General features: G+C 63.8%; 22 protein-coding genes, 1 other RNA gene and 2 pseudogenes. 14 read left to right on the plus strand and 11 right to left on the minus strand.

Features of this window, described 5'->3' with window-relative positions:
* Positions 1-43: 43 nt before the first annotated feature.
* Complete coding sequence (locus ACVIJ6_RS15570) at positions 44-247, minus strand: hypothetical protein (RefSeq protein WP_456773412.1); 204 nt, start codon at positions 245-247, stop codon at positions 44-46.
* 208 nt (positions 248-455) lie between these two features.
* Here ACVIJ6_RS15570 and ACVIJ6_RS15575 point away from each other — a divergent pair, with 208 nt between their 5' ends.
* Both ACVIJ6_RS15575 and ACVIJ6_RS15580 read left to right on the plus strand, forming a co-directional pair.
* Positions 456-1,724, plus strand: coding sequence for a serine hydrolase domain-containing protein (locus ACVIJ6_RS15575; RefSeq protein ID WP_456773413.1), 1,269 nt, complete (start codon positions 456-458; stop codon positions 1,722-1,724).
* 3 nt (positions 1,725-1,727) lie between these two features.
* The gene (locus ACVIJ6_RS15580; RefSeq protein WP_456773414.1) at positions 1,728-2,369 is read left to right on the plus strand and encodes a glutathione S-transferase family protein; all 642 of its coding nucleotides are present in this window, start codon (positions 1,728-1,730) and stop codon (positions 2,367-2,369) included.
* Between the two features lie 377 nt (positions 2,370-2,746).
* On the opposite strand, the gene ACVIJ6_RS15585 is transcribed toward ACVIJ6_RS15580, so the two are convergent.
* Both ACVIJ6_RS15585 and ACVIJ6_RS15590 read right to left on the minus strand, forming a co-directional pair.
* A complete protein-coding gene (locus ACVIJ6_RS15585) occupies positions 2,747-4,009 on the minus strand; it encodes a TAXI family TRAP transporter solute-binding subunit (protein WP_456773415.1) in 1,263 nt (420 codons plus the stop codon).
* 119 nt (positions 4,010-4,128) lie between these two features.
* On the minus strand, positions 4,129-4,584 hold the full coding sequence (locus ACVIJ6_RS15590) for a DsrE family protein (protein ID WP_456773416.1): 456 nt from the start codon (positions 4,582-4,584) through the stop codon (positions 4,129-4,131).
* 1,095 nt (positions 4,585-5,679) lie between these two features.
* Between ACVIJ6_RS15590 and ssrS the strand changes: the two genes are divergently transcribed.
* The 3 genes from ssrS (at position 5,680) to ACVIJ6_RS15605 (ending at position 7,377) form a co-directional block, all read left to right on the plus strand.
* A non-coding RNA gene (ssrS, locus tag ACVIJ6_RS15595) (6S RNA) lies at positions 5,680-5,841 on the plus strand.
* A 128-nt stretch (positions 5,842-5,969) separates the two neighbouring features.
* On the plus strand, positions 5,970-6,551 hold the full coding sequence (locus tag ACVIJ6_RS15600; RefSeq protein ID WP_456776995.1) for a 5-formyltetrahydrofolate cyclo-ligase: 582 nt from the start codon (positions 5,970-5,972) through the stop codon (positions 6,549-6,551).
* A 1-nt stretch (position 6,552) separates the two neighbouring features.
* The gene (locus tag ACVIJ6_RS15605; RefSeq protein ID WP_456773417.1) at positions 6,553-7,377 is read left to right on the plus strand and encodes a TIGR00282 family metallophosphoesterase; all 825 of its coding nucleotides are present in this window, start codon (positions 6,553-6,555) and stop codon (positions 7,375-7,377) included.
* 31 nt (positions 7,378-7,408) lie between these two features.
* Here ACVIJ6_RS15605 and ACVIJ6_RS15610 read toward each other — a convergent pair whose 3' ends face one another.
* The 3 genes from ACVIJ6_RS15610 to ACVIJ6_RS15620 form a co-directional block, all read right to left on the minus strand.
* Positions 7,409-7,639 (minus strand): hypothetical protein, encoded by a 231-nt coding sequence (locus ACVIJ6_RS15610; RefSeq protein ID WP_456773418.1) that lies wholly within the window; start codon positions 7,637-7,639, stop codon positions 7,409-7,411.
* Positions 7,640-7,708: 69 nt separating this feature from the next.
* Positions 7,709-9,139, minus strand: a complete 1,431-nt coding sequence (locus ACVIJ6_RS15615) for a methyl-accepting chemotaxis protein (RefSeq protein ID WP_456773419.1) — start codon at positions 9,137-9,139, stop codon at positions 7,709-7,711.
* A 57-nt stretch (positions 9,140-9,196) separates the two neighbouring features.
* A complete protein-coding gene (locus ACVIJ6_RS15620; protein ID WP_456773420.1) occupies positions 9,197-10,951 on the minus strand; it encodes a methyl-accepting chemotaxis protein in 1,755 nt (584 codons plus the stop codon).
* 222 nt (positions 10,952-11,173) lie between these two features.
* Here ACVIJ6_RS15620 and ACVIJ6_RS15625 point away from each other — a divergent pair, with 222 nt between their 5' ends.
* The 7 genes and pseudogenes from ACVIJ6_RS15625 to ACVIJ6_RS15655 all read left to right on the plus strand — a co-directional run.
* Positions 11,174-11,920: a YebC/PmpR family DNA-binding transcriptional regulator gene (locus ACVIJ6_RS15625; protein WP_456773421.1), complete on the plus strand. Its 747-nt coding sequence runs from the start codon at positions 11,174-11,176 to the stop codon at positions 11,918-11,920.
* Positions 11,921-11,994: 74 nt separating this feature from the next.
* Positions 11,995-12,522, plus strand: a complete 528-nt coding sequence (gene ruvC / locus ACVIJ6_RS15630) for a crossover junction endodeoxyribonuclease RuvC (RefSeq protein WP_456773422.1) — start codon at positions 11,995-11,997, stop codon at positions 12,520-12,522.
* Positions 12,519-13,136 carry a Holliday junction branch migration protein RuvA gene (gene ruvA / locus ACVIJ6_RS15635; RefSeq protein WP_009026702.1) on the plus strand — a complete coding sequence of 206 codons (618 nt, stop codon included), beginning with the start codon at positions 12,519-12,521 and terminating at the stop codon, positions 13,134-13,136. Before ruvC ends, ruvA begins: the two co-directional genes overlap by 4 nt.
* 46 nt (positions 13,137-13,182) lie before the next feature.
* Positions 13,183-13,602, plus strand: coding sequence for a cytidine deaminase (locus ACVIJ6_RS15640; protein ID WP_456773423.1), 420 nt, complete (start codon positions 13,183-13,185; stop codon positions 13,600-13,602).
* A complete protein-coding gene (gene ruvB, locus ACVIJ6_RS15645; RefSeq protein WP_012046727.1) occupies positions 13,599-14,645 on the plus strand; it encodes a Holliday junction branch migration DNA helicase RuvB in 1,047 nt (348 codons plus the stop codon). The genes ACVIJ6_RS15640 and ruvB overlap by 4 nt, the downstream gene beginning before the upstream one ends.
* A gap of 83 nt (positions 14,646-14,728) precedes the next feature.
* Entirely contained in the window at positions 14,729-15,649 is a 921-nt protein-coding gene (locus ACVIJ6_RS15650; protein WP_456773424.1) for a metallophosphoesterase, read from the plus strand.
* Positions 15,650-15,709: 60 nt separating this feature from the next.
* A pseudogene (locus tag ACVIJ6_RS15655) lies at positions 15,710-15,796 on the plus strand (acyl-CoA thioester hydrolase); the annotation flags it as partial.
* Here ACVIJ6_RS15655 and ACVIJ6_RS15660 read toward each other — a convergent pair.
* On the minus strand, positions 15,775-17,475 hold the full coding sequence (locus tag ACVIJ6_RS15660; protein ID WP_456773425.1) for a recombinase family protein: 1,701 nt from the start codon (positions 17,473-17,475) through the stop codon (positions 15,775-15,777). The pseudogene ACVIJ6_RS15655 and the gene ACVIJ6_RS15660 sit on opposite strands and share 22 nt — an antisense overlap.
* 712 nt (positions 17,476-18,187) lie before the next feature.
* On the opposite strand from ACVIJ6_RS15660, the pseudogene ACVIJ6_RS15665 reads away from it, so the two are divergent.
* Both ACVIJ6_RS15665 and ACVIJ6_RS15670 read left to right on the plus strand, forming a co-directional pair.
* Positions 18,188-18,556, plus strand: a pseudogene (locus ACVIJ6_RS15665) (YopX family protein); the annotation flags it as partial.
* A 145-nt stretch (positions 18,557-18,701) separates the two neighbouring features.
* On the plus strand, positions 18,702-18,932 hold the full coding sequence (locus ACVIJ6_RS15670; protein ID WP_456773426.1) for a hypothetical protein: 231 nt from the start codon (positions 18,702-18,704) through the stop codon (positions 18,930-18,932).
* Here ACVIJ6_RS15670 and ACVIJ6_RS15675 read toward each other — a convergent pair.
* The 4 genes from ACVIJ6_RS15675 to ACVIJ6_RS15690 all read right to left on the minus strand — a co-directional run bounded on the left by ACVIJ6_RS15675 (position 18,907) and on the right by ACVIJ6_RS15690 (position 20,269).
* On the minus strand, positions 18,907-19,278 hold the full coding sequence (locus tag ACVIJ6_RS15675) for a hypothetical protein (RefSeq protein WP_456773427.1): 372 nt from the start codon (positions 19,276-19,278) through the stop codon (positions 18,907-18,909). The two genes, ACVIJ6_RS15670 and ACVIJ6_RS15675, sit on opposite strands and share 26 nt — an antisense overlap.
* A gap of 2 nt (positions 19,279-19,280) precedes the next feature.
* Positions 19,281-19,481 carry a hypothetical protein gene (locus ACVIJ6_RS15680; RefSeq protein WP_456773428.1) on the minus strand — a complete coding sequence of 67 codons (201 nt, stop codon included), beginning with the start codon at positions 19,479-19,481 and terminating at the stop codon, positions 19,281-19,283.
* On the minus strand, positions 19,468-19,665 hold the full coding sequence (locus ACVIJ6_RS15685) for a hypothetical protein (protein ID WP_456773429.1): 198 nt from the start codon (positions 19,663-19,665) through the stop codon (positions 19,468-19,470). Before ACVIJ6_RS15685 ends, ACVIJ6_RS15680 begins: the two co-directional genes overlap by 14 nt.
* A gap of 259 nt (positions 19,666-19,924) precedes the next feature.
* Positions 19,925-20,269 carry a hypothetical protein gene (locus ACVIJ6_RS15690; protein ID WP_456773430.1) on the minus strand — a complete coding sequence of 115 codons (345 nt, stop codon included), beginning with the start codon at positions 20,267-20,269 and terminating at the stop codon, positions 19,925-19,927.
* Positions 20,270-20,299 lie beyond the last annotated feature (30 nt).

Here is a 20,299-nt window from a genome sequence, read left to right on the forward strand (position 1 = left end):
AGTCAGCCAACATCTCGCAACCGCAACGGTTCCGGCGATGCGATCAGAGGCCCTCGATGATCGTTGCGATGGTTTGCAACGGGAATGCCGCCGCCACGGCGCCGATGACGAGGCCGACGGTCCCCAGCACAACGGCGCCGATCCAGCCGCCGGAGTGAAGACCTAAGGCGGCACCGACGAATGTGCCGGCCGCCATCGCGCAGACAGCCCAGATCGCGTGAAGGATGTGCCCGATCGTCCTCAGCATGCGTGATCCCGCGCGGCAGCGATCTCATCCGTCCTCGATGATTCGTCAGGCCGCGCGGCCATTGTGCAGCAGCGAAGCTGATCACATCGCCGCGATACGATCGTGTTGCAAACGCTTGTCGTTCTCCGCGAGCTGACTTACTGCTTGCGTCAGCGGACCTGTCGAGTCCCGCAAGCATAAGCGGGGTCACCCGCATCAGGGAGATTTCATGAAGACGCGGATCAAGGCGGCTGCGGCCATTGCCATCACCATGATCGTCACGCCGCTCGCTGCCGCACCTCTGCCCGAAGCCAAGCCCGACGAGGTCGGCTTCTCGCAATCCGGCCTGGACCGCATGGACGCTTTCTTCGCCCGCGAGATCGCCGCCAAGCGCGTGCCCGGCGCCGTGGTGGCGATCGCGCGCGATGGCAAGCTGGTGCACTACAAGGCCTATGGCCAGCTCGATCCGGTCAAGGGCACGCCGATGCCGCTCGATGCGATCTTTGCCCTGGCCTCGATGACAAAGCCGATGGCGGCGGTCGGCGCGCTCACCTTGATGGAGCAGGGCCGGCTGCCGCTGCAGGCGAAGCTCGCCGATTATTATCCGGCGTTCGCGGACATGAAGGTCGGCGTGGTGCAGGAGGGCGGAGCGCTGCAGTTCGAGCCGCAGCGGCGCCCGATCCTGATCCATGATCTCTATCGCCACACTTCGGGCCTGATGTATGGCGGCCGGCCGGACAGCGCGAGCCCGGTGGCGCGGCTCTATCCGGACGGCATCGCGCCGGCGATCGAGGGCGACACCCAGGCCTTCATCGAGCGCCTCACCAAGCTGCCGCTGGCGCATCAGCCGGGCACGCAGTTCGAATATGGCTTCTCCATCGACGTGCTCGGCGCCGTCGTCGAGAAGGTCTCAGAGCAGCGGCTCGGCGACTATCTCTCCAACAATCTATGGAAGCCGCTCGGCATGGTCGATGCCACCTTCGCGCCGACCGAGGCGCAGCGGCCGCGGCTGGCGCGGCCGTTCCCGAACGATCCGCTCACCGGCAAGCCGCAGGCGATCAAGCTCCTGGACACGCCGACCAGGTCGGATTGCGGCGGCGCCTGTTCGTTTGCGACCATCGGCGACTACATCCGCTTCGGCCAGATGCTGCTCAATGGCGGCGAGCTCGACCGTGTGCGCATCCTGAGCCCGAAGACAGTGCATCACATGACCTCCAACCATCTGGGACCGGAGATCAAGAACACCGTCGCCAATGTCGAGCCGCATCGCGCCGGCTTCGGCTTCGGCCTCAGCGTGGCCGTGCGCGTCAGCGAGGGCCTGTCGGCCGTGCCCGGCAATCCCGGCGAGTTCAGCTGGAACGGTGCCTTCGGCACGCTGTTCTTTTGCGATCCCAAGGAGCGCCTCGTCGTGGTCGTCGGCACGGCCGCGCCTGGGGATTTGCGCAAATATTATCGCGAGCAGGTGCAGGACATCGTCTATGGCGCGATGGTAAGGTAGCGCATGCTCACCGTTCATCACCTCGGCAAATCCCAATCCGAACGCATCGTCTGGCTCTGCGAGGAGCTGGAGATCCCCTATGAGTTGAAGCACTACACGCGCGACGCCAGGACCATCCTGGCGCCGGCGGAGTACAAAGCGCTGCACGCGATCGGTGCGGCGCCCGTCATCACCGACGGCGAGCTGCTGCTCGCCGAATCCGGCGCCATCGTCGAGTACATCACTGCGAAATATGGCCAGGGCCGGCTGCGGCCCGGTCCCGACGATCCCGGCTTTGCCCCGTTCCTGTATTGGTTTCACTTCGCCAACGGCACGCTGCAGGCGGCGATGGGGCGGCTGATGATCCTGAACCGGCTCAATCTGCCCGAGGACAATCCCATGCTGCTGGCGATGCGCGGGCGCGTCGATCGCGCCTTCGCCGCCGTCGAGGCGCGCTGCGGCGAGACGGATTATCTGGCCGGCAACGCGCTGACCACCGCCGACATCATGACCGTGTTCTCGCTGACCACGATGCGCTACTTCCTGCCCTACGACCTCGCGCCGTTCCCCAACATCCGCGGCTATCTGGCGCGGATCGGCGCCCGTCCGGCCTATCAGCGCGCGATGGCCAAGGGCGATCCGGGCATGGCGCTGTTGTTGAGTTGAGAGAAGTCATTTGACGATCGCTCGTGCGGCAGGCGCGGTGCACCTCTCCCCGCTCTTTGCGGGGAGAGGTCGGATTGCGCAGCAATCCGGGTGAGGGGCATGGCACATGCGGGGCTCAGATCCGAAATCCATCGGACGGGCACGATGGCTCCGCGCCGATCAGCGCGTCGTGGAGATAGCTACACTATTCGTGCGGCTGCCCCTCACCCCGACCCTCTCCCCGTAAGAACGGGGAGAGGGAGCAGACTGCCCGAGTCGCTATGACTCGTCTCGTTCGTTCGATGCAGCTCCGCATAGTTGCGATGGCGTCATGTGAGGGGGCCAATGACCTCACAGCCTGCAGCGCATCGCGTCCGTCCTGACGCGTTCCTCTTCCCTCACTTCGGCCGCTTGCGGCTCCAGTCCAGGAACGAGCGATACAGCTCCTCCCTGTCGGCTTTCGAGGTCGGCGCCTTGGCCTGCGAGGCCAGGAACGCTTCGAAGCGCTCCTGCTGCGACAGGCTGCCGGTGATGGCGGGCGGCAGGCCGACATCGGCCTCCTTCCTCATGCGCTCCAGCACGGTCTCGACATAGGGATAGCGTTGCCAGCCCGGCACCTGTGCTTCGAGATTGAGGTCCTTCCAGCCGGGATGGAACGGCGGCTGCTGCAGCCGGGCGAGGTTGGTGAACAGCGTGTCGACGAAACGGTTGACGCGGTCGGCGCGGTCGCTGCCCGGCTTCCAATTATAGACCGCGAGCACCGAGGGGACCGCGATCGTCTCGACCGATGCGTCGGGTGCGAGCAGCGCCGGGTAGGTCTCCGCCTTGATCGCCGTGGGATAATAGAAGTCCGAGAACTGGCTGGTGTAGGGGATCGGCACGAAGTGAAAACCCGGGTCGGCCGCCTTCATGCTGCTGAACACCTCGCCTGGCTTCGAGGCGACATAGACCATCGCCGCAATTTCGCCCTTGTGCAGCTTCTCCAGCGCGACCGGTCCGCCAACCGCGACCGGCTCGATGTCGATGCCAAGTCGCCGGAAGATCAGCGGGCCGGTATGCGCGGCGGCGACGCCGGGCGTGCCGACCGCAATCTTCTGTCCTTTGAGATCCTGCAGCGACTTGAACTCATTGCGTGCATAGATATGCACATCGGAGATGAAGAATCGCAGCACATAGCGGATGCGGTCGTTGATGTTGGCGAGCCCGGCCTGCCGCACATAGAAGTCGAACGCATCGGCATAGGTGATCGCGACGTCGACGCCGCGCAGATAGAGCAGGTCGGCGATGTTCGACGTCGTGCCGCGCGTCACCATCGGAATCAGGCGCATATTGTCGCCGTCATCCATCGTCCGCGCCATCTCGCTGGCGAAGCGCACGAAGCCGCCATCGGGCAGGCCCGCGGCGAGGCCGACGGTCCATTGGTTCATGCGCGTCTTGGTCGCGGTTTCGTCCGCTGCGCTGCGTGGCTCGGGCACACGCGCCTGCGCGGCCCGAGGCTCGACAGCCCGCCGTTCCGCCGTGCGGGCAGGCTTGAGGGAGAGCGGCGTCGCAGGCTGATCCCTGATGAGATCCTGAGCCAGCGCCACGGGCCTGGCAGTGAACAAGACAGCAGAGGTCAGCGCCAGCGCGATCAGCGCTGGACCAGCGGGCGTTCGACGCATGATGATCATCCCCGATCGCGTCTGCCCGCGTGTCCCAGTGAGCAGACTGATATGGCCGCTTCAATCTAAGGTCGTGTGAACGTGTGATATAAAGCTGGCGGATTTGCGGCGACAGCTACCTAGGGTTTTAAGTAGCTCCAACCACTCTCTTGAAGTTCCATCAGCCTCACAGCGCCCGAGGGCACGAGGCTGGCTTCGGCGACGATGGCGATCGGGTGACCTTCGCGCTTCTCCATGCCGCGCTTGGTGATGTTGCAGGCGGAGAACTTGATCTTGGCGGGAAAGCTGAGCTCGGCGATCTGCTTGAGCCGGTCCTTCACCGGCGAAGTGTCCTCGCGCAGCATGTTGAGCCCGGGCCCGTAGGTGACGAGCTCGATCTCGACCTCCTCGCCCTTCTCCTTGAAGGTCTCCATGATGTTGCTGGCGTTGTTGAGGGCCAGATTCATGATCGCCGGATCGTTCTGATCGACCTGGATCGCGACGCGGTGAATCTTGACGTCGGCGCTGAGGCTCGCGCCGGCCGATGCGATCAACAGCGCGCAGGCCGCTGTGACTATCTTGAGATCGAAGCGCATGCCAGCTCTCCAATGGACGCTACAGATATGTACGCTACTGGGCATTGGATGTGGTCATGATCCGGCACAACCACAGCTGCAATCGTTGAGCCCTAATCATGGCGACACTATGCGCGGCTTGGGCCGCGTTGCCCCATGGCAGCCTCGCGCGAGGGCTCCCGCGGCGGCTTGCCCGCGACCACAGCGAATGGATGGCGGCGCCTCGCGTTCGGTGCGATCCGGGCCTTCTCGCACCGGCTCCTTTGCACGACGGGCAATCAGCGCATGTCGCTCATGCGCCAACTGCCCGTCGCGTTACGATGTCGCACGCTGCGCGGCTTGTCGTGCCGGGCAAATCAGGTGGAGAGTCCCGGCCGTCCTGCTGCCGCATGAGGGACGTTTCGCGGCCGTCACGGATCGTTGGCAGTGGGATGCGATGGGCGTGGATTGCCGCAGCGTGAGTCACTTGCGCGGACGAACGGCGAGACACGTACGGTCAAGTCGCGTGGTCCTGACACCCCGATGCTGGTGTCCCGCGATGATGCGCTTCACGCGCGTTGTCGCCATGGTGGCCAACAAGCCCGGCGCACCAGGGAGATCGCGAAGCAGCCGTTCAAACCGTCGCGCAGGGAAGGCCGGATGTTTCCGGCTGCACCTGTGGTACCTGCCGCCTGCATTTTTTCTCGCAGGCGGGCCATGGGCGTCAGCCGACGTCCGGCCTTCCCTGTCCCCTCTGTCGAAGAGGGGGATTGAAATTCAACAACTCGGGCTCGGTCAGTGCCGCGAGGAGGCGAAGCCATGTCCATCATGATCTGCTCGGGCGCCGGCTCTGGCGTGATCGGCCCGACCGTCGCCGACCCACAATCGTCATCCGCCGCGAAGCTGGGCGATCCAGTACGCCGCGGCCACTCGGCTCCGTTACAGCCGTCTCGGAGGACTGGATCGCCCGGTCACGTCTTCGCCTTCGGCTTCGACGCGGCCGCCATGAGCCCCCCGTGCGCGCCGAAGCTTCAGCGAAGGCGGCAAGCCGGGCGACGACAGCGAGTTGGACGCCGGGTCTTGCCTTATCCACGTCCACCGCTGGCAAAATCACCGCGCGATGGTTACATTGGCCGTGCGAGGCTGCGACGCGCGTCCGGAACCAACATATCCCCGGGGCCTTATCGATCCTTTAGGGAACTGTCCCTGGCCAGGTCCGTGGACCTGGACATATGGTGCCCACCTACTTTCGTAGGGAACTCCGGGATCGAGCGTTTCAACGGCGATTGCGGCTTCGCGCTTCGCTCTCTACCCTCATCTCTCTACCCTCATTTCCCTGTCCTCATCGGTTGCCGGTCCCCAGCGTTTCTGAGAACGTTCGATCGCCCGCCGTCCGCGGGCCTCCCCGGAGGTCACGTCGCATGCCGATGAAGGCCGCACAGCAGTCCAAGCAGCAATTGCGAGCCACCGCGCTCGCCGCGCGCGATGCGCTGAGCGAGGATGCCCGCAAGGCGGCCGCAGCGACGATTGCCGCCCGCGGCCTGCCGTTCGCGCTGCAGCCGGGCGCCGTCGTCGCTGGCTATGTCGCGATTCGCAGCGAGCTCGATCCGGCCCCCCTGATGCTGAGACTTGCCGCCGCCGGCGCCCGGCTGGCGCTGCCGGCGATCACCGCGCGGGGCCACGCGCTGACCTTCCGGGCCTTCGCGCCGGACGATCGGCTGGTGATGGGCTCGCTCGGCATCCCCGAACCGTCGCCGGCCGCCGCCGAGCTGATCCCGAACGTCATGCTGGTGCCGCTCGCGGCCTTCGATCGCACCGGCCACCGCATCGGCTATGGCGGCGGCTACTACGACTACACCTTTTCGCACCTGCGGAAGGCGCATCATGTCATCGGCGTCGGTCTCGGTTTCGCCGTCCAGGAAACCGCTGCTGTGCCGGCCCTGGCCCACGACGCCGCGCTGGATTATGTGCTAACCGAACGCGAGACCTTCGATTTCCGGAGCAAATGAATTGCGAATTCTGTTTGTCGGCGACGTGGTCGGCCGGGCCGGCCGCAGCGCCGTTTCTGACCACCTTCCAGGCCTGATCCGCGACTGGGCGCTCGATCTCGTCATCGTCAATGGCGAGAACGCGGCCGGTGGTTTCGGCATTACCGAGGCGATCTATCAGGAACTGGTCGATGCCGGAGCGGACGCGGTCACGCTCGGCAATCACTCCTGGGATCAGCGCGAGGCGCTGGTGTTCATCGAGCGGGCGCCGCGCCTGGTACGGCCCGCGAACTATCCGCCGGGCACGCCCGGCCGCGGCGCCGCGCTGGTCGAGGCCAAGAACGGTGCCCGCGCACTGGTGGTCAACGTGCTCGGGCGCGTGTTCATGACGCCGTTCGACGATCCGTTCGCGGCGATCGGCCGCGAGCTCAGCGCCTGTCCGTTGCGCGAGGCGGCGGACGCGATCGTGGTCGACGTGCATTGCGAGGCGTCGAGCGAGAAGCAGGGGCTTGGCCATTTCTGCGACGGCCGCGCCAGTCTCGTGGTCGGCACCCACACCCATGTGCCCACCGCCGATCACCAGATCCTGCCGGGCGGCACCGCCTACATGACCGATGCCGGCATGACCGGCGATTACGACTCCATCATCGGCATGCAGAAGGACGAGCCGCTGCGCCGCTTCCAGTCAGGCATCCCGTCGGCGCGGTTCGAGCCGGCGATGGGCGAGGCCACCTTGAGCGGTGTGGCGGTCGAGACCGATGATGCGACCGGGCTCGCCGTCAAGGTCGCGCCGTTGCGCATCGGCGGACGATTGTCCCCGGCCAGGCCGGAGTTCTGGGCAGGATGAGCTGCGCCGGGTGAGACGGATGGGACGCTGCTCAGAAGCCGAAGAACTTCTCGCGCAGTGCGTCTTCATAGGCCTCCTTGGCATCCTTCACCCGGTTGCGCTGCTCGTCCTCGTCCAAATGGGCCTGCTCCCATTTGTCGATGTCGGCGACGCTGTGGTTGACGGAGGCGAGCTCCTCCTCGTGACGGATCGCGGCGATCCATTGCTCGACCGCGTCCTTGTAGGCCTTCTGCAGTGCATCGAGCTCGGGACGGTCGCTCATGTCTCAACTCCTGCCGCTGATCGCAGCGGAGTTATAGGAAGCGCCAATGACTGCACGACGACAGTTGGACTATACGGTCGGCCGGAAGCCCATCCGGAATGCGCCCCAATGCCGGCCCTTGATGAAGATCGGTGCGGACAGGTCCTTCATCAGCACGAACTGCCCGCCACCCATGTCGCGGCGGTAAGTCTGCAGCAGGAACGGCTTGCTGCTGGCGGCTGCGACCTTCTTGACGGCCCGGTCGTCGAACAGCCGGCGGTTGCGGCAATTGGCGTTGTTCCAGACCGGGTCGGCGCCTTGCGGCTTGCGATAGTTCGGATTGTGCGTCGGCAGGTAGCCGCCGCGAGCCCAGGCGACGCAGAACACGATGCGCGGATCGCTGCCCTGGATTGGGTCCTGGATCGCGGGCAGCACGCGGTCGGTGAACTCGACATAGCGCGTCATGTACTGCTTGGGGTTGGTGCCGGGGATCTCGCGATAGTTCTCGTCCATCAGGTCCGCCAGCGCGATCTCGCCGCGATCGACTGCCGCCTCGAACGTCTCCGAGATCTGCCGGGCGGTCTCGACGACGCTACGGATCAGCGGCGCATCCGCGGTCTCGACGCCGCTCTCGGCGATCAGTCCGATCAGCGCCTCGGAACTGTCGAGCAGCTTGGCAATGCGGGCGTCGGCCTGCTTGAGCTCGATCGAGGACTGATCGACGCCCTTGGCAAGCTCGTTGAGCTCGCTGATCACAGCGTCGCAATGCGCGAGGTTGGAGGTCGCGGCCTTGGCCACGCCATCGATCTCCTGGCCGACGCTGGTGAAGCCGTCCTGGACGCGGACGATGATGCCGCCGATCTGCTGGGCGCCTTCGCCCGCGGTCTTGGCCCGCGAGGAGGCCTGGCCGCTCTCGCCGAGCAGGTTCTTCACCTGGGCATCGAGTCCCCGCAGCGTGTCGCCGATCTGCTGCGTGGCCTGGCGCGTCGCCTCGGCGAGCGATTTCACCTCGCTCGCGACCACAGCGAAGCCGCGGCCGGCGCTGCCGGCGCGCGCCGCCTCGATCGTGGCATTGAGGGCGAGCAGGTTGGTCTGCTTGGCGATCGCTTCGATCGCCACCGACACTTTGGCGACCTGCGACAGCGCATCGCCGACCGAACCGAGCCGATGCTCGATGCGCTCGACGGAATCGACCAGCTCGGCGATGTGGCGCACCGCGGCATCGACGACGCTGCGCGATTGCGCGATATCGCCGACCGCCGCCGACGTGGCCGATTGCACCGCCTGCGAGGCGGTGGCGATGTCGTGATTGGCCGCCACCATCGTCTTGGCGGTCGTCTGCAGATGGCCGAACCGCTGCGACTGGTAGCTGAACCTGTTGGCGACCTCCTGCACATTGCCGGCGACATCGGCGAGTTCGACGCCGAGCCCGCCAATGCGGTCGGCGATTTCGTCGATGAGGCGTTCGGCGCCCCAGCGCGCATCGTGACTTTCCAGGATTGCGCGTTGCGCGACGGACATTTCCAGGCTCCCGGGATTGATGATTTTAAAAGGACTGTCGGTAGGTCTCGGCTCGATTTACAGTTTGTAGGCAGTTCGAAAGCCGCCCCAGTGCCGGCCGCGGACGCGGATCGGCACGTCGATTTCGCGCATCATGACGGTGTTGCCGTTGCCCATGTCGCGGGCATAGCTCTGGATCAGATAAGGCCGTTGGTTGCGGCCGGCGGCGAGGCCGGCCGCGTCGTTGAAGATGCGGCGGTTACGGCTGTTGGCGGTGTTGAAGGCCACGTCCCCCGGCCGCTGCGGGTGCGAGTAGATCCTGTTATGCACTGGAAGGTAGCCGTTGCGGTCGATCGCGACACAGAATGCCATCCGCGCATCCTTGGCCAGGAAGGCCTCCTGGAATGGCGGCAAAGCGCGGTCGGCCCAGTCGAGAATTCGGCTGCGGTGCTGCTGCGGATTGGTGCCGGCGATTTCGACATAGTTCGAATCGAACATGTCCTCGAGGGTGATCTCGCCGTTCTTGACGGCGTTTTCGAAAATCCGGTTCAGCTCGGTGCCGGCCTCCATCGCACGGGCAACGAATTCGTTGTTCTCCTCGTGCAGCGCCCAGAGCTTGTCCTCGATCTTCTCGCGCAGCTCGGCGTTCGGCGCATCGAACCGCGCCTGGGCGCCAGCCCTGACCTGCTCGGTCACGCGCAGCCGGCAAGGGCCGACATCCTCCAGCACGGCGTCGAAACGCTCGTTCACCGGCAGGCGGCCCGCCTCAGGTCCGGTGATCAGCATGCCGTCATTGGAGATCTCATAGACAGGTACGCTGAGGGTGCGTGGGCCGGATTTGATCTCGAGGCTGAGATGGCAGGGCAGGCGCTCATTGCCGCTGCGCGCGACGCGATTGCCCTGGCGCAGCAGCACCGCACAACGCGCTTTCAGCTTCTGCGCGTGCGTCTTCACCGCGCGGCCGGCGCTGGTGACGCTTTCGCCATAGCTCTCCGCCTGCTTGGTGGCAGTGCCGATGTCGGCGGCGCTGTCCACAACCGAGGCAATGAACTGCGACGCCTGCGCCGCATTGCTGGACATCTCGCCAGTGGTCTGGTTCTGCTCGGCCACCGCGCCGTTGACATTGGTGAACACCGGACGGATCGCATCGATCGCCTGGGCGATGCGGTGCACGGCGTCGGCGGAGCCGGCGGCGTCCTTCTGCAGCGCCTCGATCTTGCGGGTGATCTCCTCGGTCGCATTCTGGGTCTGGATGGCCAGCGCCTTGACCTCGGTGGCGACCACTGCAAAGCCGCGGCCGGCGTCGCCGGCTCGCGCGGCCTCGATGGTCGAGTTGAGCGCGAGCAGGGTGGTCTGGCGGGCGATCTGGGAGATCAGGTTGACGACATTGCCGATCGCGGCCGAGGATTCGCGCAGCCGGTCGACATTAGCGCGCGCCTCACGTGCGGCGGCGCTGGCCTGGTCGGCGAGCTGGCCTGCATCCTGGACCTGTGTACGGATACCGTGGGCGGACTGGGTCACCTTCTCGGCAGCCTGGGCAAAGGTCGCGGCGGTCCCCTGGGCAGCGCTGCTGCGGCCGGTCAGGGCGTCCGCGCGCTGGCGGATGTCGGTCAGTGTCCCCGCCGTCGCCTCCGCACCGCTGGCTACGGCGTTCGCGGCGCGTTCCAGTTGGCGGATCATCCCGCCGAGTTCCAGCTCCAGCAGGTCCAGAATCGCGCCGGCCGAATCGCCGTCCGCTCCGACCGGCGTCTCAACGATGGCGATCGGCTTCGGGGCGACCTCCGCCTTTGTCTCGGGCGCAGGGGCACGTCGTGCAAGGAAACCAAACGCCATGGGAGAAGTACCCTGGTACGCGTGAAAAGGTGCAGATAGGGGGATATCCTTGCACTTCAGCGTGAAGCGATGGTTAAATTCCGCCTTACGGTGCAAGGCCGCCAGCTGCATGCCGTCGGTTGCACCGCCCCTTGAATCCGCTCCAAATCTTTGATTTTGACGAGTCATCGGCCTATAAGGCCGCGCTCCCCACTGACCTCAGACCCTTCCAAGAGACCTCGCATGGCCGGCCATTCCCAATTCAAGAACATCATGCATCGCAAGGGCCGGCAGGATGCGATGAAGTCCAAGCTGTTCGGCAAGCTGGCGCGCGAAATCACCGTCGCGGCCAAGCTCGGCACGCCCGATCCGGCGATGAACCCGCGCCTGCGGGCCGCCGTGGTCGCCGCCCGCGCCGAGAATATGCCGAAGGACAATATCGAGCGTGCGATCAAGAAGGCGCTCGGCGGCGAGGGCGACAATTATGACGAGATCCGCTACGAGGGTTATGGCCCCGGCGGTGTTGCCGTCATCGTCGAGGCGCTGACCGACAACCGCAACCGCGCCGCCTCCGACATCCGCTCCTACTTCACGAAATCCGGCGGCAATCTCGGCGAAACCGGTTCGGTGTCGTTCATGTTCGACCGGGTCGGGATCATCGAATATGACCGCAGCGTCGCCTCGGATGATGCGGTGCTGGACGCGGCCATCGAAGCCGGCGCCGACGACGTGATCTCGGGCGAGGGCGGTCACGAAGTCTATGCCTCGCCGGAGAATTTCCGCGAGGTCGCCAAGAACCTCGAGGCCAAGTTCGGCGAGCCGCGCAAGGCGGCGCTGACCTGGAAGCCGCAGAACACGGTGGCGGTCGACGACGAGACCGGCGAGAAGCTGTTGAAGCTGATGGACCTGCTCAACGAGCACGACGACGTTCAGAACGTCTATGCCAATTTCGAGATTTCGGACGCGCTGATGGCGAAAATGGGCGGTTGACGGACGATTAACCACGTCGCTCCAGCTGTTCCGTTTATGTTTCCATCGGTGTGGCGCGAGGCTATCTCTAACGCATGAAAGCCCAGCCGATTCGCGCCGCCGTCCGCATCATCGGGATCGATCCCGGCCTCCGCCGCACCGGCTGGGGCGTGATCGAGAGCGAGGGCAACCGGTTGATCTATGTCGGCTGCGGCTCGATCGAGCCGCCCGACGACCTGCCGCTGGCGAACCGGCTGCTGGCGATCCACGAGGGGCTCTCAGCGGTGCTTGGTCGCTACACCCCGATGGAGGCCGCGGTCGAACAGACCTTCGTCAACAAGGACGGCGTCGCCACCCTCAAGCTCGGCCAGGCTCGCGGCATCGCCATGCTCGCACCGGCGATGTTCGGAATTTCCGTCGCTGAATACGCCCCCAACCAGGTCAAGAAGACCGTCGTCGGCGCCGGACACGCCGACAAGGGCCAGATCGCGGTGATGCTGAAGATCCTGCTGCCCAAGGCCGAGCCGCCGTCGGCGGACGCGGCGGATGCGCTCGCCATCGCCATCACCCACGCCCATCACCGCCAGGGCCAGGCGCTGCGGATGAAGGTGGCCGGGCTATGATCGGCAAGCTCAAGGGCCTGATCGATTCCTATGCCGAGGATTTCGTCATCCTCGATGTCGGCGGCGTCGGCTACCAGGTGCATTGCTCGGCGCGCACGCTGCAGGCCTTGCCGTCGCCGGGTGAAGCCGCCACATTGTCGATCGAGACCTATGTGCGCGAGGACCAGATCAAGCTGTTCGGTTTTCGCTCGGACGTCGAACGGGAATGGTTTCGTCTTTTGCAGACGGTGCAGGGCGTCGGCGCCAAGGTTGCTCTTGCCGTCCTCGGCACTCTGCCGCCGGCCGATCTCGCCAACGCCATCGCGTTGCGCGACAAGGCTGCGGTGGCGCGCACGCCGGGTGTCGGTCCCAAGGTCGCCGAGCGCATCGTGACCGAACTGAAGGACAAGGCACCGGCCTTTGCCGATGTCGATCCAGGCGTCGTCCGGCTGTCCGGCGCCATCGAGGACTCCCGCGCGCCGCAACCGATCGCGGATGCGATCTCCGCGCTCATCAATCTCGGCTATGGCCAGCCGCAGGCGGCCGCGGCCATCGCCGCCGCCTCGCGGGCCGCCGGCGACAAGGCCGAGACCGCGCAACTCATCCGTCTCGGCCTCAAAGAGCTGGCGAAATAAGCTATCGTCGCCGCGCCGGGCGAGCAGAAGGACAGATGTTTCCCCCATGGTGAGCAAGAAGGACAAGGAGCTGATCGAGGCCGCCGCAGCCGCGGTCAAGAGCCGCTACCGCAACGAATGGCAGGAGGTCGGCGCGGCCATGCGCACCCGCGACGGCCGCATCATCACCGGCGTCAACATCGACGCCTATCTCGGCCGCAATGCCGTCTGCGCCGAGGCCATCGCCATCGGCCGCGCCATCACCGAGCACGGCGACCATGGCATCGAGACCATCGTCGCGGTGCGCCATCCGAAGCCCGGCGAGCCCGGCGAGGTCGCGGTGGTCTCGCCCTGCGGCACCTGCCGCGAATTGATCCACGATTACGATGCCAAAGCGCGCGTCATCGTGCCGTCGAACGGCGCCGGGCCTGAGGTCGTCACCATCGGCGAGCTGCTACCCAACAAATACAAGCGCGGCAGCAAATGAAGCCGCCCGCGCGCATGGTCAGCCCGGAGCGGCGCTCCGACGACGTCGGCGACACCGCGCTCCGCCCGCAGCAATTGTCGGAGTTCGTCGGCCAGCAGCAGGCGCGCGCCAATTTGTCGATCTTTATCGAGGCGGCGCGCAAGCGCGGCGAGGCGCTCGACCATGTGCTGTTTGTCGGCCCTCCCGGTCTCGGTAAGACGACGCTGGCGCAGATCGTCGCGCGCGAGCTCGGCGTTGGTTTTCGCGCGACGTCGGGACCCGTGATCGCCAAGGCCGGTGATCTCGCCGCGCTGCTGACCAATCTCGAAGAGCGCGACGTGCTGTTCATCGACGAGATCCATCGTCTGAGCCCCGCGGTCGAGGAGGTGCTCTATCCGGCGATGGAGGATTTCCAGCTCGACCTCATCATCGGCGAGGGGCCGGCGGCGCGCTCGGTCAAGATCGACCTGGCGAAGTTCACGCTGGTCGGGGCGACCACGCGTGCGGGCCTGCTGACCAATCCGCTGCGTGATCGTTTCGGCATCCCGATCCGGCTGAACTTCTACACGGTGGAGGAGCTCGAGGGCATCGTCACGCGCGGCGCCCGCGTGCTCGGGGTCGGCATGACCGCGGACGGCGCCAACGAGATCGCCCGTCGTGCCCGCGGCACGCCGCGTATCGCCGGCCGCCTGCTGCGCCGGGTCCGTGACTTCGCCTCGGCGGCGAACGCGGACGCGATCGATCGCGCGATTGCCGACCACGCGCTAAGCGCGCTGGAGGTCGACGCGGCCGGGCTCGATGCCATGGACCGGCGCTATCTCACGACCATCGCGCTGAACTACGGCGGCGGCCCGGTCGGCGTCGAGACCATGGCGGCGGCGCTGTCGGAGCCGCGCGACGCCATCGAGGACATCATCGAGCCCTATCTCATCCAGTGCGGCTATCTGCAGCGCACCCCGCGCGGCCGGCTCTTGACCTCGCATGCGTTCCGTCATCTCGGCATGGCCGAGCCCAGCCGCGATGCCAGCCAGTTCGGCCTGTTCGGCAGCGAGGACGATGCTTAACGAAACTGCTGACAATCTGCACAGACGCACCCGAAATCGGTTGCAATGAGCGGAGAAGAGGATTGCGTGCGAGGAGTTCGTCCATGCTGTCACGCCGTCGCTTTCTCTCATTCTCAGGTGGCCTCGCCGCCACGGGTTTTTCCACCGCCACCTATGGCGTGGGCATCGAGCCGCTTCGCCTCGGCATCACCGATTATCATGTTCGTCCGCGCAATTGGCCTGTAGGCCTCGAGCTGAAGATCGCGGCGATCGCCGACATCCATGCCTGCGATCCCTGGATGTCGCTGGCGCATATCGAGACCATCGTGGCGCGGACCAACGCGTTGCGACCGGATCTGATCGTGCTGCTCGGCGACTATGTCGCCGGTCATCGTCATCACATCGGCCGCATCGATGCCGCGGCCTGGGCGCCGGTGCTGGGCGGCTTGAAGGCACCGCTCGGGGTCCATGCCATTCTCGGCAATCACGATTATTGGGACGATCGAACCGTGCAACGCAACGGCCGCGGCGTTCCGGTCGCCCAGCAAGCGCTCGAGGCGGCCGGGATCCCCGTCTATGAGAACGAGGTCGTGCGGCTGACCAAGGACGGCCAGGCCTTCTGGCTGGCGGGCCTCGGCGATCAGCTGGCCTACATGCCGGCGCGGCGATTCCGGTCCGTGCCGCGGATCGGTGTCGATGATCTCGCTGGCACGCTGCGCAAGGTCACGGATCGCGCGCCGGTCATCCTGATGGCTCACGAGCCTGACATCGCACTGCGGGTGCCGTCGCGCGTGTCGTTGCAATTGTCCGGCCATACCCATGGCGGGCAGGTCCGTCTGCTCGGCTGGTCACCGGCGGTTCCCCCGCGCAACGGTGTCAACCTGTCTTACGGCCACATCCGCACGCAATGTGACGTCATCGTCTCAGGCGGGCTCGGCTGCAGCCTCATGCCGGTGCGGATCGGCATGCCGCCGGAAATCGTTCAGGTCACCGTCGGCGGGGAACCCCAGGAGGTCACGTCGTAGCTTGCGCTCGCGGTTGAACTGGGCGAAACGATCGCCATTTCGGGCGATCGAGGATTTCCAGTGACCCATCAACATCTCGACGGCGAGATCCGCGACGGCCGCCACCATATGCAGGTGCGCGTCTATTACGAGGACACGGATTTCTCTGACTGGACGTTGTCGTAGTAGGCAGTACTGATCGTTCCTGTTTTGTCGCGGTCTTCTGAGAAAATCTTCATGCTGAAAAGGGCAGCGGCATTCAGGTACGGTGTATATTCGTAGGGCATCCGCTTGCGCACCGGATGCACTATAATGCAATCGACCAAGTTACGGAAAGCGATGCGGGTTTCGATCGCCTTAGGATTTATCTTGAGCGCGGTGACCAGTCTCTTAGCTTCCGAACGATATCGGTCACCGAACTTCGGGTGATCGAACGGGATCACGTTTTCGCCGCCACTGCCCAACAACCGCAAGCGCTCCTCGACAGTTTCCCGTTCCACGTCGCATTCATCTATCCGCTTGACCAACTCATCCGGTTTGCGATGGCTGTTTGCGATCGCATATGACAAGCGTTCGATCTCCGTATTCAGCACACGGCGTCGACGCTCTAGGTTAGAGCGTTCGCTGTCCTTTCTCTGATCGCTCTTCCGCTCTTCCTTCCAAGCACGCATCGCCTCTTCAATGGCTTTCGGCGAAAGCAATCTTACTTCCATTTTTTCGGCAACATCGTTCAGTAGAACGTCCATATCAAAGCTGCGGGTATGCTCGCACGTGCCTCGCTGATGCGCGTTGGCGCATGCGGCCCGCGGGCCGCCATTCCGGGAGGATTGAGCGATTCGCATACGACCGTTGCAGACGCCGCACCGAAGAACTCCCGCAAGCGGGTGCTCATTGTTGCGCGGGACCACGGGTCGGCGCCGCGGCTTGCCGGTCGGCCCGAACATATGGATAGCGCGTTCACTGCGAACCTTCTGCGCGCTATCCCAGAGCTCTTGCGGAATAATCCGGAGCTCGGCGTTTTTGACGATGATGTGACGTTCCTCCGGATTGCGGCGCTTCTGCTTCTTCTGTGTTTCCGGATTGAGAATTGTTGAGCGAACATTCCAATGTATCTCGCCGATATACAGCTCGTTCCCGATAATGCCGCGACCATGGCGACCGCCAGTGATGCACTGATGATTCCAGGTGGTACGACCAGCCTTGTTCTTGTGACGCGTGGCCCCAGGGGAGAGCACGCCTTCGCGGGTGAGATCGGCGGCGATATCTCGCGTTGAACGGCCCGACGTATACTCGATGAAGATACGGCGCACGATCTTCGCTTCGCTCTCGTCGATCATCCGCTCGCCAGGCGCTCCCGGCTTCGGCCGATAACCATAGGCGTATGAGCCGGGAATTCTTCCGTTGTTGACAGCGTTATCATGCCCGCGCCGAACCTTGTCAGCGAGCTGCGGCTTGTAGATCGTATTGTAGAGGCTTGCGATGCTGATGTCAGTTGCGGTCGCATAAACGCCTTTCTGATCCATCAGCTCAACGCGGTTGAATTCAAGCACCTGCTTGAGGCGCTGGATGGTTGCGGGATCGCGCGACAGGCGGTCGAAATGCTCGACGATGATCACGTCAAAGTCATGCTTTCGCACACCATTGAGCAATAGTTGATAGCCGTCGCGCGCATCTTCGGTAAGGCCAGACTTTGCAGCGTCAACAAATTCACCAACGACATCTAGGTCGTTTCGTGCGGCGACCTTCCGGCAGAGCAATAGCTGGCCGTCAATCGACGTCGCTTTCTGCATGTCGCTCGAATAGCGGGCGTATATCACGGCCCTCTTTTTTGGTAACGGTGTCGCCATCCCGTTCCTCTATCGGCTGCCCCAAACCGTCGTTTTCATCCCGCGCAAGCTGCCGTCCGATGGCACGCGCCAGCTCAAACCAAATTTCCTCATTGCCGGGATTGTCCCAACTTTGAGGATGGGAAGGATCAAGCGGTCGGATGATCGCCTTTTGCCCCCGAGGCGATCGGATTCGGGTACGCATTACAGAAAAGCCTTCACAAGCTAACGCAAATTTCCATCCTGCGCTACGGCTAGGTCGCAGGGATCACGTGCGGCGTTCGCATCCTCCATTCGGAGATTCGATAGAAGCTTCTCTGGGGGTCTTTCGGCCAATCTAGATCGTCGTCCACCAGCAGCTTGCGTCGGCAAGCGCGGTGACCCGATAAGAAGGCTACAGATGACTTTTGCTTTTGTGCCGCTCATGGAAGGCTCGATCTGCAATGGCGAATCCGTTCATGTTGACTGTTGCAGTCGAGAATGAAAATGAGAGTTTTCAAGTGTCCGGCGCTAGCGTGTTGCTGCGAAGATGATCGTAGGTTGGAGGGGATTTGCTAAACAAAGCGGAGTAAAGATACTTGCGGGTGGGGGGTGCGAAAAATGCGATTGGGTCCAATTCATAGCTGACGATGCTGTTCTCGCGCCAACGCATGCGTGCGTCCTTCAAGCGGACTCAGGAGGGTTTCTGATAGGAGCGACCTGTTGAAGATGGCCGCGGCCCACCGGCCTTCACGACCAGAACGGTAAGGAGATTTACGAGGGGGACATTGTTGCCTGTGAATGGTCGCAGCCGGGGCCCGAAACCGACAAAGGAGTAAACCGCACCGGCACGTTGGAGTTCGACAAAACGGATGCGATATGGCGAGTGAAATTCAGCGGTGGCGCTATCGCGATTAGGGGACTGAATGGCCTCAATGCTGACCTAGAAGTCGTCGGCAACATTTACAAGAACTCCGACTTTCTGAAATGGGGGTATGCAGGGCAGCATCAACATCCCTGCACGAGCAGCCGTGCGAGTATGGCTACGGGCAATTCGTCATGCGAAAGAACAGGACCAGCCGCAAATGGATTTGCCTGTTGGACCTGTTGTATGGAGCAATGATGGCTGGGGATAGGTTCAAAGGTCGCTGGCTGCTCGGAGAGGAGTTCTCGTATCTTGAGCGGCCCGCGAATCTGCCAATCATCAAAGAGATCAGCCGGCCGGAGCCGTGGAATGAAAGGCCGCCCGACCTCAGGAGATGAGCGCAATGAAAAACGGTGAAGCGGAAAAGATGATCCCGCACTTGCTCGACAAGTGGGTTGCGGAGATAAAAGCTCCGTGGCCGCCCGACGGGCTGCACCATTACAGCTTCGGTTCGTTTTGGACGTGGATGGAAAACAACCATCGTCTCTACACGCAGTTTCGGGCGGTCCCGAATGCGCGCTACGTTGCGGAGATGTGGTTCGACAAGCTCACCAAGCAGACGTGGCGCAATTAGGTTCCGCCTTCGCCCTCTTTCTTGGCGCGGGCCGCAGCGAGTTCTTCTTTGTGTTTCGCCGCTTCTCTTCGAGCTTTTTGATTTCCTGTTTGATGTGCTCGCTGCCTTCCAGTCCCGGCGAGACTTCAAGGATATCGTGCACTTCATACACCACGACTGCTTCGCTTCTGGCCGTGCGCCCCGGAAGGGTTATGGTGTGGTCGTAGGTTCGCATATCCGGCCACATGCGTGACATCCGCACCGTGCCGCCCTTTCGGTATACGGAAATTCTAGCGACCTCGCCGTGCCGATCGATGCCATAGATGCACCCGTCGTACTGCTCGACGACTTTCTTCCTCTTTGCCATCGTCAGTCCTTCAGCTCAGTCAGTTTGACGATCTTACGCTGGTCGTAGATCACGTACTGCCGGTCAAGGCGTTTGGCACAAAACGCCTTCACCTCCGCGGCAGTATCGAACCGGCCGGCGACCTCGATGCCGTGCTTCACCACGAAGCGCTCGGACGGCTCGCCTTCGACTGTCGATCGAATGGGAGGATCAGTTTCGGTCATAGAACAGGATGGGGCTGGGCGCGCGCGGCCACATCATCTTGTGGACGAGGACGCCGAGCTGGTCGTTGTTGCCGACCTCGGAGAGCTCGCTGCCATAATGCTTCTCGGCAGCTTCCTTCGCGGTGCTGGCCTCGACCTTCTGGTAGTCCCCTTCGGACAAAAGCCGCACTTGAAACGTAGACATGGGCTCCCCTTGGACCGTGGTATTCGACTGCATGTAGGGAGCCGGAATGCGGATGGTAGGAAGCCGGGTAGATTGTTTCTCAGCCTGCCGGAAAACCTATTGTTGACAACTACATAGCGGATCGGTGAGGGTCGGCCCCTACCACCAACGCTCTCACCGACACTTTGCCCGGGTCGGGCTGCATCAGGGCGGCTAGGCGCCCGCGAACCTCGAAATGGATCGCATCGCCAGGCCTCACCCGCGGTGGACGATGTTGCAATCAATGAGTTCGCGCAGCTATTCGGATGTTGCGCTCGGCGATGAAGGTCTTGCGCTCAAGACGGATGCCTTTGACTGCAATCAGCACATCGTGGTCGCACCCCAGGATCCGGCCCGGAATCCGGTAATAGCCGGCCTTCTTCTCCGCGAAGCGGAATTCGTAGACCGGGTCCTCGCCACCGCGCTTCGAAGGAGCTTTCAGCAGGTCGGTGGATTCAACGGTGAAGCCATTGCTGACGGTGACCTCGCCGTCGTCCTTCAGCCGTTTAGAGGCCCACTCAGGATCATTGTTCTCGACTTCATATAGGAGGACCAGCCCTCGGTCGTCTTCTTCAAAACTGATCATACCGGACCGCCAATGCACTGCGCCGGTGGT

The organism is Bradyrhizobium sp. USDA 4369 (genome assembly GCF_054056435.1).